Origin of the sequence: Paenibacillus sp. OT2-17 (assembly GCF_009827695.1) — a bacterium.
GTDB lineage: Bacteria > Bacillota > Bacilli > Paenibacillales > Paenibacillaceae > Paenibacillus > Paenibacillus polymyxa_B.
The window spans coordinates 42,615-58,584 of the sequence record NZ_WUDQ01000001.1; the positions used below are offsets into that span (position 1 = coordinate 42,615).

13 protein-coding genes and 2 riboswitches are annotated in these 15,970 nt (G+C 48.3%); of the genes, 3 read left to right on the top strand and 10 right to left on the bottom strand.

The window, feature by feature from the left end; all coding sequences use genetic code 11:
- Positions 1-15: 15 nt before the first annotated feature.
- From nikC (GRP75_RS00175) to GRP75_RS00220, 10 genes are all read right to left on the bottom strand, one after another.
- Positions 16-846, bottom strand: coding sequence for a nickel ABC transporter permease subunit NikC (nikC, locus tag GRP75_RS00175; RefSeq protein WP_080682961.1), 831 nt, complete (start codon positions 844-846; stop codon positions 16-18).
- Complete coding sequence (nikB, locus tag GRP75_RS00180) at positions 846-1,790, bottom strand: nickel ABC transporter permease subunit NikB (protein WP_160788302.1); 945 nt, start codon at positions 1,788-1,790, stop codon at positions 846-848. Before nikB (GRP75_RS00180) ends, nikC (GRP75_RS00175) begins: the two co-directional genes overlap by 1 nt.
- Before the next feature lie 46 nt (positions 1,791-1,836).
- On the bottom strand, positions 1,837-3,462 hold the full coding sequence (nikA, locus tag GRP75_RS00185; protein ID WP_071558036.1) for a nickel ABC transporter substrate-binding protein: 1,626 nt from the start codon (positions 3,460-3,462) through the stop codon (positions 1,837-1,839).
- A gap of 142 nt (positions 3,463-3,604) precedes the next feature.
- A complete protein-coding gene (locus tag GRP75_RS00190) occupies positions 3,605-4,381 on the bottom strand; it encodes an ATP-binding cassette domain-containing protein (RefSeq protein ID WP_160788303.1) in 777 nt (258 codons plus the stop codon).
- A complete protein-coding gene (locus GRP75_RS00195; protein WP_160788304.1) occupies positions 4,378-5,295 on the bottom strand; it encodes an ATP-binding cassette domain-containing protein in 918 nt (305 codons plus the stop codon). The genes GRP75_RS00190 and GRP75_RS00195 overlap by 4 nt, the downstream gene beginning before the upstream one ends.
- On the bottom strand, positions 5,295-6,110 hold the full coding sequence (gene nikC, locus GRP75_RS00200; protein ID WP_053326421.1) for a nickel transporter permease: 816 nt from the start codon (positions 6,108-6,110) through the stop codon (positions 5,295-5,297). Before nikC (GRP75_RS00200) ends, GRP75_RS00195 begins: the two co-directional genes overlap by 1 nt.
- Positions 6,111-6,124: 14 nt before the next feature.
- The gene (gene nikB / locus GRP75_RS00205; protein WP_039271928.1) at positions 6,125-7,054 is read right to left on the bottom strand and encodes a nickel ABC transporter permease; all 930 of its coding nucleotides are present in this window, start codon (positions 7,052-7,054) and stop codon (positions 6,125-6,127) included.
- A 15-nt stretch (positions 7,055-7,069) separates the two neighbouring features.
- A complete protein-coding gene (locus GRP75_RS00210; protein ID WP_160788305.1) occupies positions 7,070-8,650 on the bottom strand; it encodes an ABC transporter substrate-binding protein in 1,581 nt (526 codons plus the stop codon).
- Between the two features lie 217 nt (positions 8,651-8,867).
- Positions 8,868-9,071: riboswitch (cobalamin riboswitch) on the bottom strand.
- 687 nt (positions 9,072-9,758) lie between these two features.
- Positions 9,759-11,066, bottom strand: a complete 1,308-nt coding sequence (locus GRP75_RS00215) for a nucleobase:cation symporter-2 family protein (protein WP_076156653.1) — start codon at positions 11,064-11,066, stop codon at positions 9,759-9,761.
- On the bottom strand, positions 11,060-11,677 hold the full coding sequence (locus tag GRP75_RS00220) for a xanthine phosphoribosyltransferase (protein WP_025720187.1): 618 nt from the start codon (positions 11,675-11,677) through the stop codon (positions 11,060-11,062). The genes GRP75_RS00215 and GRP75_RS00220 overlap by 7 nt, the downstream gene beginning before the upstream one ends.
- 148 nt (positions 11,678-11,825) lie before the next feature.
- Positions 11,826-11,929, bottom strand: a riboswitch (purine riboswitch).
- A gap of 352 nt (positions 11,930-12,281) precedes the next feature.
- Here GRP75_RS00220 and rhaB point away from each other — a divergent pair.
- The 3 genes from rhaB to rhaD are packed head-to-tail and all read left to right on the top strand — an operon-like array spanning position 12,282 to position 15,930.
- Complete coding sequence (gene rhaB / locus GRP75_RS00225) at positions 12,282-13,763, top strand: rhamnulokinase (RefSeq protein WP_160788306.1); 1,482 nt, start codon at positions 12,282-12,284, stop codon at positions 13,761-13,763.
- Positions 13,764-13,775: 12 nt separating this feature from the next.
- The gene (gene rhaA, locus GRP75_RS00230; protein WP_160788307.1) at positions 13,776-15,032 is read left to right on the top strand and encodes an L-rhamnose isomerase; all 1,257 of its coding nucleotides are present in this window, start codon (positions 13,776-13,778) and stop codon (positions 15,030-15,032) included.
- A 52-nt stretch (positions 15,033-15,084) separates the two neighbouring features.
- A complete protein-coding gene (gene rhaD / locus GRP75_RS00235) occupies positions 15,085-15,930 on the top strand; it encodes a rhamnulose-1-phosphate aldolase (RefSeq protein ID WP_023990992.1) in 846 nt (281 codons plus the stop codon).
- Positions 15,931-15,970: the final 40 nt, after the last annotated feature.

Consider the following 15,970-nt stretch of genomic DNA (forward strand, 5'->3'; position numbering starts at 1 on the left):
TAACTCACTCCTGTTTTACTGACGTTTGGCAATTCCGTATCGGTCGGACAGCGCCTCCCCCAATATATTGAAGGCCATCACCACCACCAGAATCATAACCCCCGGATAGATCATTAATTCCGGATGACTGCGAATGTATCCCGTTCCCTCATGAATCATCGCTCCCCATTCGGGGGTCGGCGGCTGAATGCCTAGACCAAGGAACGACAACGCGGAAATATCCATGATCGCCCAACCCATTTCCAGTGTACCAATGACCACAATCGGCCGCAGCACATTCGGAATAATATGCCGCCGGATAATGGCCCCTGAGGAGGACCCGCTAATCCTTGCAGCAGCTATAAAATTCCGTTCTTTCAGACTGACGACCATATTGCGGCACATTCTGGCATAATACACCCACTGCACCATCATCAAGGCAAGCAGCACCTGCATGAGGCCCGGCCCAAAAATACCGACAATGCCCAGCACAAGCACCAAATTCGGAAACGCCATAATACCTTCGCAAAACCGCATCAACACACTATCGACCCAGCCACCTACATAACCTGCAAGCGACCCGACCACAACGCCGATGCTAAGCGAGGACAGGAAAATTAATGTCGCAAAACCGAGGGAAATCCGCGCTCCATACAGCAACCGGGATAAATTGCACCGACCCAAATGATCGGTCCCCAGCCAGTATTCTTTCGAAGGTCCCTCCAGCTTGTGCAGTAAATTGACTTTAACCGGATCATGGGGAGCCAGCCAAGGAGCTAGCGCCATAATGATAAAAAGAGCAGCCAGTACGACAGAGCAGACCACGATTACCTTTTGACCTTTGAACATTGTACGCAACCTTATCATCACTGCTCTGCTCGTCCCTTCGATGAAATTCGGGGGTCCATATACAAATGCACCAGATCAACAAGCAAATTGCATACGATGAACAGGCATGCCGCCAAAAACACATAGCATTGTATGACGGGAATATCCCGGTTAAAAATCGCTTCCACAAAATAACGGCCAAACCCGGGCCATGAAAACACCTGCTCCACAATAATTGTTCCGGTCAGAAGCTTGCCCAGATTCATACCCAGACTTGTAATCAGTGGAGCAATGGCAATTTTCAGTACATGCTTGAGCATAATCACCTGCTCATGAATCCCTCTAGTTCTGGCATACTGCACATACGTTTCCTGAAGCTGCTCCAACACACTGGAACGCAGCAGGCGCGTATATAAAGCAATCAGAACCAGCGACAGGGTCACCGTGGGCAACACCAGATGCTGCCACGTTCCTCGCCCCTCTACAGGGAGCCAATCCAATCGGACAGAGAAAAAGAAGATTAACAAATATCCCAGCCAAAACTGGGGTATAGATGCGCCAAAATATGAAATTCCTCGACTAAGCATGTCGATCCATCCATTTTTACGCATCGCCGCCAGCACGCCCAGTGGAATACTCACCACAATAGATAGCACCATACTGCTCACAGCCAATTCAAAAGTGGCGGGCAGCCGAACCTTGACCTCATCCCACACCGGCTTGTTGGTCAGATACGAAGTACCAAAGTCCAATTGACTGATTCTTTGAAGTGTATGCATATACTGCGTCAGCAAAGGCTGATCCAGCCCGAACTCATGTCTTTTCTGCTCCAGAATCTCTGGAGTAGGATAAATATGAGCAGCCGTCAAATAGGCCTCGGCCGGATCAACTGGTGAAATATGAATCAGTGCAAAGGTAACGAGGGTGGCAAAGAGAACAATAGGAATGACCGCTACCATTCGCTTCCCGATATAGCTGATCATGAGTTGTCCTCCTATCCTGTAAACTACCGTTACCTATCGGCTTCAGCTACTTTCCGATTTCAATTCCCTCAAACGGATTTTCATCCCGATTAGCCGGGAATACAAAGTTTGTAATCTTTTTCTGGTACACTGCCGTTTTCTTAATATAAGAAATAGGCACAATGGCAGATTGCTCCTGAAGCGTCTTCAGAATCGAAGCATACAGCTCTTGACGCTTGGTTTCATCTGTCGATGAGAGCGCTTCGTGTACTTGCTGATCCAGGTCTTTCTTCATCGGAAGGGCACTCAGCACCTCGGAAATTCCGAAGCTCTTCTTGGCAATGACATTAATAAAGGAGTGCGGATCATAAGGCGCACCATAGTTGTACCAGAAGTACAGATCAAACTGGTTGGATCTAAGGCGCTTAATTTGAACCGTCAGCTCCAGTCCGGTCAGGTTCACTTTGACACCCAATTCTCCCCATTCAGCCTGAATGGTTTCAGCCATCGCCTTTTGGATCGGATCAGTCTTATCAAAAATCAGCTCAAAATCCAGCTGTTGTCCGTCTTTTTCCCGTACTGTACCGCCTGCGGGCAGCTTCCAGCCAGCCTCATCCAGCAACGATTTGGATTTTTCCACATCATAGCCAACAGGCTGTAAGTTTACATTCGTATACGGATAGTTTTTGGATAAAACCGTATCCGCTGTTTCCTCCAGCCCCGAGGTTACACCTTCCACCATTGCCTGCTTGTTAAAGCCATGTTGGAGTGCCAGGCGTACCCGAAGGTCTGCCAGCTTGGGATTGGATGAGTTGAGTAACAGGCTTCTCGTACCGACAGGCTCGGACAGCGTGGTAACATACTGATTCGTGTCGCGAAGCTGTTTGAAAGCATCCAGACTAATGACACCCTCTCCATAAATCAGATCCAGATCGCCTTTTTCAAAGGCCATTACACGGGTTTCGCCATCGGGAATGATTTTTACCGTAATTTTATCCACCTTTGGTGCAGTGCCCCAATAATTTGGATTACGCTTAAAGGTTGCATATTCATCTTGCTTGTATTCATCCAGCATCCAAGGTCCTGTACCTACAGGTTTCTTGATTCCTTTGGACGTATCTCCATCATCCGGGAACCCCGCTTCACCCAGAAAACGGAACGGGCGAACGACAGACAAATCCTGAAGCACTGGGTAGTATGGTTCTTTGAGTGTCATTCGGAAGGTGCTGTCATCTACAGCTTCAGTTTTGTCGAGAACGCCTACTATACCAAGCCAGCTGTGCGTCTTCTCATTTTTCATAATAGCGTCAAAGTTCTTTTTGACAATGGCCGCATTAAATAGCGTTCCATCCGAAAATTTCACACCTTTGCGTAGCTTAAACGTATATATTTTGCCGTCCTTGGAAATAGTCCAGGATTCAGCCAAAGCAGGCTCCAGCTTGCCTCCTTGCTTGTAGCTGACTAACGGCTCATAAACCATGGATTGTGCAAAAAGTTGGGAAGGATTGTATACGTGAGGATTCATCGTACCAATGTCACGCGGCCACGATAGCGTGATCGACTTTTCATTGGCAGCTCCGTCAGTAGAGGTGGATGCAGGGGTGTTTTCCTGCTTCGCGCAGCCCAAAACAACGGATAATAAGAGGAGCGCCACCAACATAAGGGTGGCAGTCTTGCGGTGTCGAACGGACATCAATGTATTTCCCCTTTTCTATATATGTGATAATGATTATCATAATCATATTTAGAATAGGTACCATGTTCTATTTTGTCAACAATATTCGGCAAGCAATCCTCTTATTTATTTTAAATTTGTATAATATCAAATTTATGGATTAATTCTCCAACGCTTGAAACAGAGTACGCGTGTACTCATGCTGTAACAAGTCTTCATCCCATTCCTTAAATATTTCCACGATCTCCCCCTGAACCATGACGGCAACTCGATCACAAAACTGACGAGTAGATTGGAGATCATGAGTGATGAATAGGTAGGACAACTGACGCTCCATCTGCATTCTCTTGAGCATGTCCAGTACAGAAGACTGCGTTGTCGTATCCAGATTGGCGATCGATTCATCGAACAAGATAATATCCGGCTCCACCGCCAACGCTCGGGCAATACATACCCGCTGTTTTTGCCCGCCACTCAGCTGTGCTGGGTATTTTTCCAGACTGTCAGCCTCCATTCCTACTGATTCCAATAGAGACAGACAAATATCCAGCGCCTGCGCTTTTCGTCCGGGAAAATAATTGTGGATTGGCTCCTCCAAAATATCTCGAATGGTCATACGGGGATGCAATGAGGAGGACGAATCCTGTGCAACCAACTGGATTCGCTTGTACAGCTGAACATCCTTCATCTTTCCAAAATGTATAGGCTGATGATCCAGCCAAATCTCCCCTGAGGTCAACGACTCCAGCCCTAGAATACATTGTGCCAGCGTGCTTTTGCCACTTCCACTTTCTCCAACCAATCCAAGACACTCCCCCTGCCATAACTCCAGACTCACCTTCTTCACGGCCTGCTCGCTATCTTGCGTGCTGAACCAGCCTTTTCTCCGTTTGCGGACAGGGTATGCTTTGGTCACATTCTTCAATTCCAGCATCACTGGTGCATCCTTCCTTCCGGGCTCATCTCCAACACTCGATCTGCTATGCGGCTCATACCTTGGCGATCATGTGAAATCAACAATATGGTGAGATCAAAGTCTTCTCTCAATTGTTGCAGCAATGCCAAAACCTTGTCGCGGTTGATAACATCCAACGCCGTAGTAGGCTCATCGGCAATAAAAAGGCTTGGACCTGAGCTTAACATTGCAGCCAGCAGCACCCTTTGACACATGCCTCCGCTTAGTTCAAAAGGATATGACGACAAAATATGCTCAGGATCTGTAAACCCAACCTTGCGGAGCAGAGAGCGCAAATAGGCCTCCCGCACTGGAGTAGCGCCTCCTCTGGCTATCTCCATGGCACGGATCAGCATCTGCCGCATCCGTGGCAGCACGCCCAGCGGGTGGACTTGCTGCGGTGCAGTGTGGGATGGGGCAGCACCAGCGTGCCCCGGCTCCATCTGGTCGTGCGGCATCCGACGCCGCCCGTGCAGTCTAAGCGTATCCATCAGCTGGGCGCGGACAGTCCGGATCGGATTCAACCCGCTCAGCGATTGTTGAATGAGCAGGGCAATATCCTCTCGGCGCAGCCTTTGCCAGCGCCGTTCCTGGAACGGGAGAATGTCTTCCCCGTTATAGTAGATACGCCCTTGCGTAACACCGATACCTGGCTCCAGCATGCCTGCGATTGCGTGTGCGGTCAGACTCTTGCCGCATCCGCTCGGTCCGGTCAGGGCCACAATCTCCCCTGAATATATGGAAAAGCTCACATCCCGCAGCAGTGGTTTGCTCCCACTTCCGCTTGCTCCTACGCCTGTGCGGCAGATTTCCAAATGTTCCACGTGTAACAACGGTTTTCGCCCTGCCACTTGTTCTATCGTATCCTTGCCCCCAAGGGCTATTTGATCTCCCACTATTTGGCCGCCCCCTTTTCCGAAAAGCGGTCTCCCAAAAGCTGGCAGGCAAGTACGAACAGCATAATCGCCAAGCCCGGGAAAATCATGACATGCGGAGCCACCTGAAAATACGAGGTTGCATCATGCAGCATCACGCCCCACTCTGGCTTGGGCGGCTGTACACCCAGTCCAAGAAAGGATAGCCCCGCGATCATCAGCACCACGCGTCCGATATCCCATACCGCATAAACCAACAACTGCGGCAACGCTTGTGGCAATACATAACGTCTCAGTATACGTACGTGTGAATTGCCGGATAAACGGGCATACCGAACGTAGTCCTCCTGACAGGCTTTTTGAACCAGACTACGGATATACCGGACATAGCCCGCCCACCGTACCGCAATAATCGCAAGGGTCATGTTAACAAAACCCGGGCCCAAAATGCCCACAATTGCCACCGTTAAAATAATATCAGGAAAAGCCAATACGCCATCAATTCCCCGCATGATCAGCTGATCTACACGTCCACGCACATAACCAATGAGCAACCCTATAGGCAGACTAAAGCACAGCGTAGCTACAGTAATTGCACATGCGATTAGCACGCTCGTCCGTATCCCGTAAATTAGCCGTGACAGCACATCCCGACCCAGATGATCCGTACCGAAAGGATATTTCCGACTGGGTGGTGCCAGACGGTTCAAAAGATCCACTTGAAGAGGATCATGAGGAGCGACCCATGGAGCCAATAACCCAAGCAGCACGATCAGACCAAACAGTACGCCTCCTGCCAGCAAGCTCCCTTGAAAGGAAAGCCGTATCTTTTTCATTTTCAGCTTCCCCCTTAACGCAAACGTAGCCTCGGATCTATCGCCGTCTGGACCACATCCACCAAACACTGAACTCCTACAATTAAAAATACGGCAAAAATAACATACCCCTGAATCACCGGATAATCTCGCTGTGTAATTGCATCTATAAAATACTTGCCCAACCCCGGCCATGAAAAAATGGTCTCTACGATGACATTACCTGCCAGCATAAATGATAGATTGGTACCTAGCAGTGTAATTATAGGCAGAACCGCATGCTTAAATATCTCAAAAAACAGGATATGCATTCGGGAAAAGCCTCGAGCCTTCGCTGCTTTCACAAAATTCCGGTCACCCAGCTCTAGCATTTGAGCGCGTAGTACACGGGCTTGCACAGCTCCCAAACCTGCACCAAGAGTCAGCGCAGGGAGCACTAAATGTGTCCAATCCTCCCTTCCCATGGATGGGAGCCAGCCCAAGCGAACGGAGAATAGATAGATCAACAGAAACCCAAGCCAAAAAGAGGGGATCGACGATCCCAGCAGGGCAAACAGCCTACCCAGGCGATCCAGTGGACCGCTGATTTTTAGCGAGGCAGCCAGCCCCAACCCCAGCGTAAGCACCGTCATGACGGCAAAGCCCGCAGCAGCTAGCTCCACAGTAGCAGGCAGTCTGTTCCACAGTTCGGCTAGCACGGATTCCTTGGATACATACGAGGTGCCCCAATGCCCTGTGAACACATCCCGCAGCCAGTTCACATATTGAATATGAAACGGTTCGTTTAAGCCCAGTTCCTGCCGTAGCGTCGTCAACGCCTCCTCAGAGGCAGGGACATTATGCGCGGTGAGCAAAATGGTAGCAGGGTCTCCAGGAGCCAGGCGCATCAGTACAAAAGTCAGCGTGGATACAACGAATACAATGATGAGCAGCTGCGCCACACGTTCCAGTATAAAACGAATCATAGGATACGCCGCTCGTTATTCCGCAATATCGGATTGCGCTGTAATGTAGTAATACTCGATCGGATGGGGTGTAAAACCCTCTACCCCTTTTTTCACACCAAACACATTGTCAGGATGCACAATGAACGACTGTGGCAAATCCGTATTGATGATATCCAGCGCTTGTAGTGTCACGGCATTACGCTGCGCTGTATCCTTCGCCAGCTTCAAGCTGTTAAGAATACTCTCTAGCGGTTTGGAACTATAACGGCTTACATTGGCTTCGCTTTTCGAAAAATAAAACATGTCCATAAAATATTGCGGCTCTCCTGTATGAGCAGTAAGCATACTGTACATAGCAAAATCCCAATCGTTTTTGGTCAACGCCTCGTCGATATTTTCCACCTTGCGAATCTTGACCTGGATTCCCTCTTTTAGCAATTGGCTTTGGATGACCTCAGCCATAACAGAGAGTTCCGGACGCTGAGGAAAAGTCAGCAGCGTAACCTCGAACGGCTTGCCTTGCTTAGTCCATGTCCCTTGGGCGTCCTTCTGCCAGCCATCCTTCGTTAACAGCTGATCCGCCGTTCCGTCCAGCGCTTTACGCTCAACTTTACCGAAGGGAAGAATGCTCGGGAACGGACTGCTTGCTTCCGTACCGAAGCCTCTCATGACGGCGCTCACAATCGATGTGCGCGGAATCAGGCTGTCCACCACCTTACGGTTCGCCGCATCCTCGAATACTGGCGATTCCATATTGTACACGATCATATGGGTGCGCAAGGAGGGAGCCGACAGCACTTGTAGCTTGTCGTTCTTTTTCAGTACCTCTGCGTTATCAACCGGAATATCCGTCGCTACGTCCACCTCGCCGGATTGCAGCGCCATCAGACGCGAATTCCCGTCCGTAATGAACTTCATCGTCGCTTCAGCCAGTCGTGCCTTCTCGCCCCAATATCCGTCATAACGCTCTACGACCAACGATTGGTCCTTGTTGAACGCTTTAATTTTAAAGGCGCCTGTCATTGCTGGGTAACTCTGCTCATCTTTCATCGATGCCACATCCAGTACAATCGTCGATGGATCAGCTAGATTGGACACCAGCGCCGCGTTCGGCTGGTTTGTCGTGATTTTCAAGGCCAGCGGGCCGCTTACATCAATGGACTTCACATTCAGTAAATCCTTTGCCAGATGGCTTTTCTCGATAGAGCGCAGCAAAGACGCTTTTACACCTGCTGCATCCATACTCTTTCCATCATGAAAAGTGACTTTATCCTGCAAGCTGAACGTCCAAACTGTAGGACTATCCTGCTTCCACTCCTTTGCCAGCCAAGCCACAGGCTCCAGCTTTTCATTCAAACGTACCAGTGTCTCACCTGCACCGGATCGCATCACATCCCAGCTATTATCTCCGTGCGGGTCAACGCCTGACGGTTTCCATGTATACGCCATTATCAGCTTTTTACCTGTCGCTGTTTGTTGTGCTGACGCGTTTTCACCTTTGCCGGAGCTATCCGACGTCTTATTGCTGGCACATCCCGAAAGAGCCATAACTGCCAGCAACAGCATCCCCCCTGTACATATCAACCATGAACGCCTGCTACGATTGCTAATCATTCAATGAATCCCCCTCTATCTTGTAAAATCATATAAACCTAACGCAAAACGCGAAAAAAGCATTCCGGACCACTTGATCAGCAGTCAGAAATGCTTTCATTATAAAATGTCAAAACTCACCTCGAAGCCAGCTCCAAAAACATAGAAGGGATCAGATCGGTTTCAGACATTCTGTATGCAGCACGCCTAACCACCTCCCCAGCATCCCGTGGGTCTGACAGTGATGTCAAAACAGGCAGGTCTCCTGACTCCAGGCGTATCTTTCAGGCCTTCCCGGTTCTTCACAGTTCCAGTGGCTGTTCTGAAAGCTCCAGCAGTATCCTGCTGATGCCTGTATACAGTGGCGGGTCCGTGTCGGAATCTACCGAACTTCCCTTTTAAGTGAACACGCTCAACAACTATCCACATGGTCTCAACAAAACCCCGTACATAGAGTCGTCCGGCTCACACCTGTTTTCTTCCTTTATTTCTTTCCATTACGATCTTATTTTGTTGTCACAGGCTTGTCAATAAATGCTGCACAATAATTTAAATTTGAACGATGTGGCGAGAATGAAGGTGATGTCTATTCATTGCGTGCACGAAATGAACGTGCTAAAATTAGGTATATAGATAATCATCGTGTCCGTATACTAAAAAGAGTCTTCGCCGCGCCAACGGCAAAGACTCTTAGGACTTGAAAGGCTGTGGATCACCCACGGCGCGCTGCATAACTAATGGTTAATGCAAACGAAACCCACCGTTAGGGGCCAACCTAATTACGCGGTGGGTTTTCGCTTGTTCCGAAATTTCCGACGTAGCCAGCGATAAAGTTTACGAATGCTAAACACCAGGCTTAGTAACGTAACCATCCAACGCAACACATCGTAGCACGACACAAGTGTGACCATCGGCTTCACCCCCTTTCGGGAAGCTGCACCGTGGTCCGAAAACATCCACCACTATTCAAAATCCATAAGGTAAATTATACCACTACCTCGCCCACTACTCTAGCAAATTCCTCTAGTAAATAAATCAACTTAAGAGCTAACTTTAGCGCCACTGCACAGTCGGACAGGGTCAATATCTATATGTCCCCAGACGGCAAGGGTTTATTTATCCCTAATCATCAAACCTTCTGTGGAACCTCCTGAACCGTCACGCTTTTGACAGATTCGCCCTGTTTTCTCGTCAAAACGATGTTCAAGACAATCGCTGTAATCGAGCCCGAAACGATACCATTTTGCAACAGCATTTTGGCAAAGCTCGGCAGCTGGTCGAACATTTGTGGCAGAACGGCAGAGCCTAGGCCCACAGCAATGCTGCATGCTGCGATCAGCAGATTGCTTTCCTTCCGCAGATCCACTTCTGACAGAATAGACATGCCTGATGCAGCGACCGAGCCGAACATGACGATCATCGCTCCGCCCAGCACAGCATTAGGAATCACAGTCGTTAAGGCAGCCAGCTTAGGAAGCAAACCAAGAACAACCATGATACCGCCCGCAGCAAAAATAACGTTCCGCGATTTGACGCGTGTGAGTGAAATCAGACCCACATTTTGCGAGAAAGCTGTATAAGGAAACGCGTTAAAAATACCCCCAAGCATAATCGCAAGTCCTTCGGAACGCAGACCATTGACGATCTGCTTCTGCTCCACCTTCTGATCAATTGCTTTGCCAACTGCCAAATAAACGCCTGTAGACTCAACCATACTGACAATATTGACGATAATCATCGTACAAACTGCCATAATGCTAAACTCTGGCTTACCAAAATAAAACGGCTGTGCAACACTCACCCATGAAGCCTCCGCCACGGGAGCAAAATGCACCATTCCCATTCCATAAGCAACCACTGTGCCCGCGAACAACCCAATAAGCACGGAAATCGAGCGCAAAAAGCCTTTTGCCAACCGATTCACAAGCAGAATAACCAGTAGTGTGACTAACGCCAACAGCAAATTACGTGGCTGTCCAAAATCCGCGCTGCCCTGCCCCCCTGCTACATTGTTCATCGCCACCGGAATAAGGGATAGACCGATAATCGTAACCACCGAACCCGTAACCACCGTCGGGAAAAAGCGTAGCAGCTTGCCATACAACGGTGCCGCTAACACCACGAATATACCAGACAAAATAATGGCACCATACGCTGTCGCTAAATTTGAGGTCGAAGCAATCGCGATGATGGGCCCTACTGCCGTAAACGTACAACCTAAAATGACAGGCAGTCTACTACCGAAAAAGCGTGTCCCCATAATCTGTAATAACGTAGCAATCCCGCAAGTGAACAGATCGGCAGCCACCAAATAAGCCATCTGGGCTGGCGTCAGGTGCAATGCTCCCCCTACAATTAGAGGTACAGCAATTGCTCCAGCGTACATCGCCATGACATGCTGGAAGCCCAGCGCGAATAACTTTTGTTTACTTAACATCCCACATTCTCCTTAACGGGAGGAATCACCGCGCCAGCTTCCTCTATAAAATGAACCTCGCCTGGTGCCATGGAAGCGATACGCGCAAGAGAGCGCACAGCAATGCCTCTCTGCTCCAACAGTCCACGACCTTCCTGGAAGCTCTTCTCAATCACACAGCCAACCCCGGCCAGCTCCGCTCCTGCTTCCTTCACAATATCCGTAAGTCCAACCAATGCTGCGCCAGTAGCCAAAAAATCATCTACGATTAGCACATGGTCGCTGGCATCGAGATATTTTTGGGAAATACTCACCTGATAGGTTTCCTGCCGAGTGAATGAATGAACCTCAGCGAAGTATACCTGCTCATTCAGCGTGATTGCCTTCTTTTTCTTCGCATAAATGAACGGGACCCCCAAGGCAATAGCAGTAGCCATAGCAAATTGAATACCACTAGCTTCAATTGTAAGCACCTTGGTGATCGGAGCACTGCCGAAAAGGCGTGCAAACTCCTTACCAATCTCCAATGCTAATGCTGTATCTACCTGATGATTCAAAAATGAATCTACCTTTAATACGGTGTCAGATAAAATTTGTCCCTCTTGACGAATACGTTCCTCCAAAGCTTTCATTATGCGAGTATCGCTCCTTCTGTACTTTAAAATAGTATAAAACCAAAAAAAGGACAGGCTCCCTTGAGTTGTTTCTCAAGTGAAGCCTGTCCTTGGGGTTGTAATCCCTGACGGATTGGCGCACAAATAAATGCCCGCATTCATCCAAAGCCGATGCGCTATCACTCATAGTCGGACGATTACAGTGGTCATCCGGTAGAAACTTTTGGGCCATATCCCCAATATTATACGAGTCATATGAAATTGATATCTTGTATACTACACCCTCTGGCGGGCGGTTTCAAGACTATTTTTCATACAGACGGCGGCATTTGGAGAACCTTCCACAATTGGAATATCGTAAAATCAAATCGACCTTTGTTCAAGGTATATATATTGTGAGGACTTTGCATAATCCTGATTGTAGAAAACAGATAAAAAACAAAAATACATGCAAAACAACATTTAATTTTAATTATAATTTTAGAAAACAAAAATAAAACCACAAATTATACTTCCGTTTATGTTGACTACAAAGAAAAACGGAAGTAGTATGGAGTTAGTTAAGAAAGCAAAAGGCAGACTTTCAGGCTGCCCGTATTTTATCCATGCAAGGAGATTGGGTATGAATAATTATCTTGCTGTTGATATTGGAGCTTCAAGCGGAAGGCTCGTAAGTGCAACTCTGCAAGGTGACCAGCTACACTTGCAAGAGCTTCACCGTTTCAACAACTCCTTTACCGAAAAAAACGGACACGATTACTGGAATATCGACGAACTATTGAATGAGATTATTCAGGGCTTGCAAAAAGCTAAACAGACGGGGATTCACTCCTGTACGCTCGGCATTGATACATGGGCTGTAGATTACGTGCTGCTTGATCAGAAAGGAAACCGCATTCATGAGGTATACGCTTACCGGGATGCACGTACCCTCCATGCGCCCGACAGGCTGCACCAGATCATCAGTCGAGAGGCTGTGTATGAGAAAACAGGCATTCAGGAACTAAACTTTAATACCCTATATCAACTGTTCGTCCATGATCGGGAACAGCTTGCCCGTGCGGATAAAATATTGATGGTCCCCGATTATCTGTACTATCGCCTGACAGGCATCATGATCAATGAAATGACGAATGCGTCCACGATGCAGCTTCTCAACGTGAACACCCGAGAGTTTGATGAAGACCTGCTGTCCCTGCTCCAACTGCGACGCAATCAGTTTTCAGAGCTTGCCGAGCCTGGACGGGTTCTGGGTTCTCTTTTGCCGGAGCTTGTTCAAAAATATGATCTTCCGGACTGTCAGATCATTCTTGCTCCTACTCACGATACTGCATCGGCTGTTGCAGGTGTTCCGTCACAGCGGGAAGAATCTTGGGCCTATATTAGCAGCGGAACGTGGTCACTACTGGGAATGGAACGTTCCAAAGCCTTGAATACCAAGGCAGCCATGCAGGCGAACTACACGAATGAGTGGGGTGCTTACGGTACGTACCGTTTTCTGAAAAATATTATGGGATTGTGGATGATTCAGGAGGTTAGGAGAGAGGGCGGTTCCGCACATAGCTTTGCTGAATTGGCCGAACTGGCTTCAGCAGAGACACCGTTTGTCAGTCTCGTCCTCTGTAACCAGTCATCCTTCTTAAACCCGGATAGTATGACCCTTGAAATCCAGCGATTCTGTGAAGAAACAGGCCAGCCCATCCCCAAGACGCCGGGTTCACTCGCCCGCTGTATTTTCGACAGTCTGGCCTTAAGCTACCGCGATGCCTTACACGAACTGCAACGTTTAACAGACGAAACGATTACCAGATTGTACATTGTCGGCGGAGGCGCTAACAACGAGTTACTATGTCAGCTAACAGCCGATCTCTTGGGAATTGAGGTTCAGGCAGGTCCTTCCGAATCTACGGCCATCGGCAATATTGTCGTGCAATTAATCAGCTCTGGTGCTCTTGAAGATCTCCAAGCTGCTGGCCGAACCATCGCCCGCTCCTTTCCGACTCGGCTATATGAGCCGAAATCGGTGGAAGGCTTGCAAGAACTCCTGGATCGCTGGGAGCGCCTCAAGATACAAGCAACATCCTCTATTCAGATATCTCAATAAAGGAGTAAAGCCATGAATGAAGCTATTGAAGCCAGTTATAACGAAGCGAAAAAGCTGTATGCCCGCCACGGTATTCAAGTTGACGACATTTTACGGAAGCTTTCACAAATCAAAATATCACTGCACTGCTGGCAGGGAGATGATGTTCAGGGATTTCTGTTCAAGGATAAACAGCTTAGCGGGGGGATTGCCGTAACGGGCAGCTACCCGGGCAGAGCAGGCACACCCGATGAGCTGCGTCAGGATTTAGAAAAAGCCCTATCACTTATTCCGGGTCAGCATAAGGTCAATCTGCACGCAATCTATGCGGATACCACAGAACAAGTAGATCTGGATCAACTGGAGCCACGCCATTTTCAGAACTGGGTAGACTGGGCCAAACAGCAAGGGCTCGGGCTTGATTTTAATCCAACTTTGTTCTCCCATCCCAAAGCGGAAGACGGCTTCACACTGAGTCACAAGGATTCGGAAATCCGCGATTTCTGGATCACACACTGCAAAAAATCACGCAGGATTGCAGAGCATTTTGGCAAAGAACTCGGTCAGCCCTGTGTCACAAACCACTGGATGCCGGATGGCTATAAAGATACTCCGGTTGATCGGTTGGCTCCAAGAGAACGTCTGCGTGATGCGCTGGACGAAATTTTCAGCGAGGAAATCAGTGAGGAATACAACATCGATGCGGTTGAAAGCAAGCTGTTTGGCATCGGCTCGGAAAGCTATGTCGTAGGCTCACATGAATTCTATATGGGATACGCCCTAACGCGGGGTAAATCTATCTGTCTTGATTCCGGTCACTTCCATCCGACGGAAGTCATTTCGAACAAACTGTCCTCTGTGCTGATGTTCACCGACCAATTATTGCTCCATGTCAGCAGACCGGTTCGCTGGGACAGTGATCATGTCGTGACGATGGACGACGAATTGCTGGACATTGCCCGTGAGCTGGTTCGCGGTGAATTGCTTTCCCGAACCCATATCGGTCTTGATTTCTTTGATGGCAGTATCAATCATGTAGCAGCATGGGTCATCGGAACACGCAACACGATCAAAGCGCTGCTTCGCGCTATGCTCGAACCGATTGAAGCATTAAAGCAGGCGGAAGAGGAACGGGATTTCACCACTCGTCTTGCTCTGGTCGAAGAGTTTAAATCGTATCCGTTTGGTGCCATATGGGATTACTATTGCGCTCAAAACGGCGTTCCTGTTCGTGAGGAATGGTTGGCCGAAGTAAAAAACTATGAACAACAGGTACTGCTGAAACGGTAACTACTGCACTGATAATGCTTATATTCATATCATACAAAGGGAGAGATTATCCATGACTACTGTGCTGGAGAATCAAAAAGAACGCAAATCGGGACTGGATATCCCATTTGTTCGCGAGATGGCGGAAATTACACAAAACATGTGGAAATTCGGCTGGGATGAACGCAATGGAGGTAATGTAAGCTATATTCTGGATGAAGCTGAGGTTGCAAAATATATAGATATTCATCAGGTCATTCGGACGATTAAACCTGCTTTTCCGGTGAATGAACTGGCTGGTAAATATTTTATCGTCACCGGATCAGGAAAATATTTCAAAAACGTAATTGCCGATCCGGAAGCCAATTTAGGAGTTCTTCGTGTCTCGCAGGATGGCGAGCAATTGGAAGTCTTGTGGGGCCTCAAACACGGGGCGGTGCCTACCAGTGAGTTACCATCCCATTTTATGGGCCACATTGAGCGCTTGAAGGTCGATCCTAACCATCGTGTTGTGATTCATAATCATGCCACCCATGTTATTGCCATGACCTTCATTCATAGTCTGGACGAAAACCAATTCACCAAAACGCTGTGGGAAATGTGTACCGAATGTATTGTCGTCTTTCCAGACGGTATCGGTGTAATCCCTTGGATGGTACCGGGCTCCAGCGAAATCGGCCGCGAAACGGCTAAAAAAATGAAGGATCATCACGCTGTATTATGGCCTCATCATGGCATTTTCGGAACGGGCAGCTCCATTGATGAAGCGTTTGGCCTGATTGAAACGATTGAAAAAGCGGCGCAAATTTATATGCTCATTGCTCACCATGATATTCAGCAACGGATTACAGATCAGGAATTGGCCGATTTGGCCAAAGCCTTCAACGTTACTCCAAAAGAAGGAATCCTGAACGTATAAATGTAGACTAATCTTCATCTCATAATACAGAACTTAAAAG

Coding starts and splice junctions, on each gene's coding strand:
- nikB (WP_039271928.1), bottom strand. CDS start 7,054: ATGATTCGTTTTATACTGGAACGTGTGGCGCAGCTGCTCATCATTGTA.
- nikC (WP_080682961.1), bottom strand. CDS start 846: ATGATAAGGTTGCGTACAATGTTCAAAGGTCAAAAGGTAATCGTGGTC.
- nikA (WP_071558036.1), bottom strand. CDS start 3,462: ATGTCCGTTCGACACCGCAAGACTGCCACCCTTATGTTGGTGGCGCTC.
- GRP75_RS00220 (WP_025720187.1), bottom strand. CDS start 11,677: ATGAAAGCTTTGGAGGAACGTATTCGTCAAGAGGGACAAATTTTATCT.
- rhaD (WP_023990992.1), top strand. CDS start 15,085: ATGACTACTGTGCTGGAGAATCAAAAAGAACGCAAATCGGGACTGGAT.
- nikC (WP_053326421.1), bottom strand. CDS start 6,110: ATGAAAAAGATACGGCTTTCCTTTCAAGGGAGCTTGCTGGCAGGAGGC.
- GRP75_RS00215 (WP_076156653.1), bottom strand. CDS start 11,066: ATGTTAAGTAAACAAAAGTTATTCGCGCTGGGCTTCCAGCATGTCATG.
- rhaA (WP_160788307.1), top strand. CDS start 13,776: ATGAATGAAGCTATTGAAGCCAGTTATAACGAAGCGAAAAAGCTGTAT.
- nikB (WP_160788302.1), bottom strand. CDS start 1,790: ATGATCAGCTATATCGGGAAGCGAATGGTAGCGGTCATTCCTATTGTT.
- rhaB (WP_160788306.1), top strand. CDS start 12,282: ATGAATAATTATCTTGCTGTTGATATTGGAGCTTCAAGCGGAAGGCTC.
- GRP75_RS00210 (WP_160788305.1), bottom strand. CDS start 8,650: ATGATTAGCAATCGTAGCAGGCGTTCATGGTTGATATGTACAGGGGGG.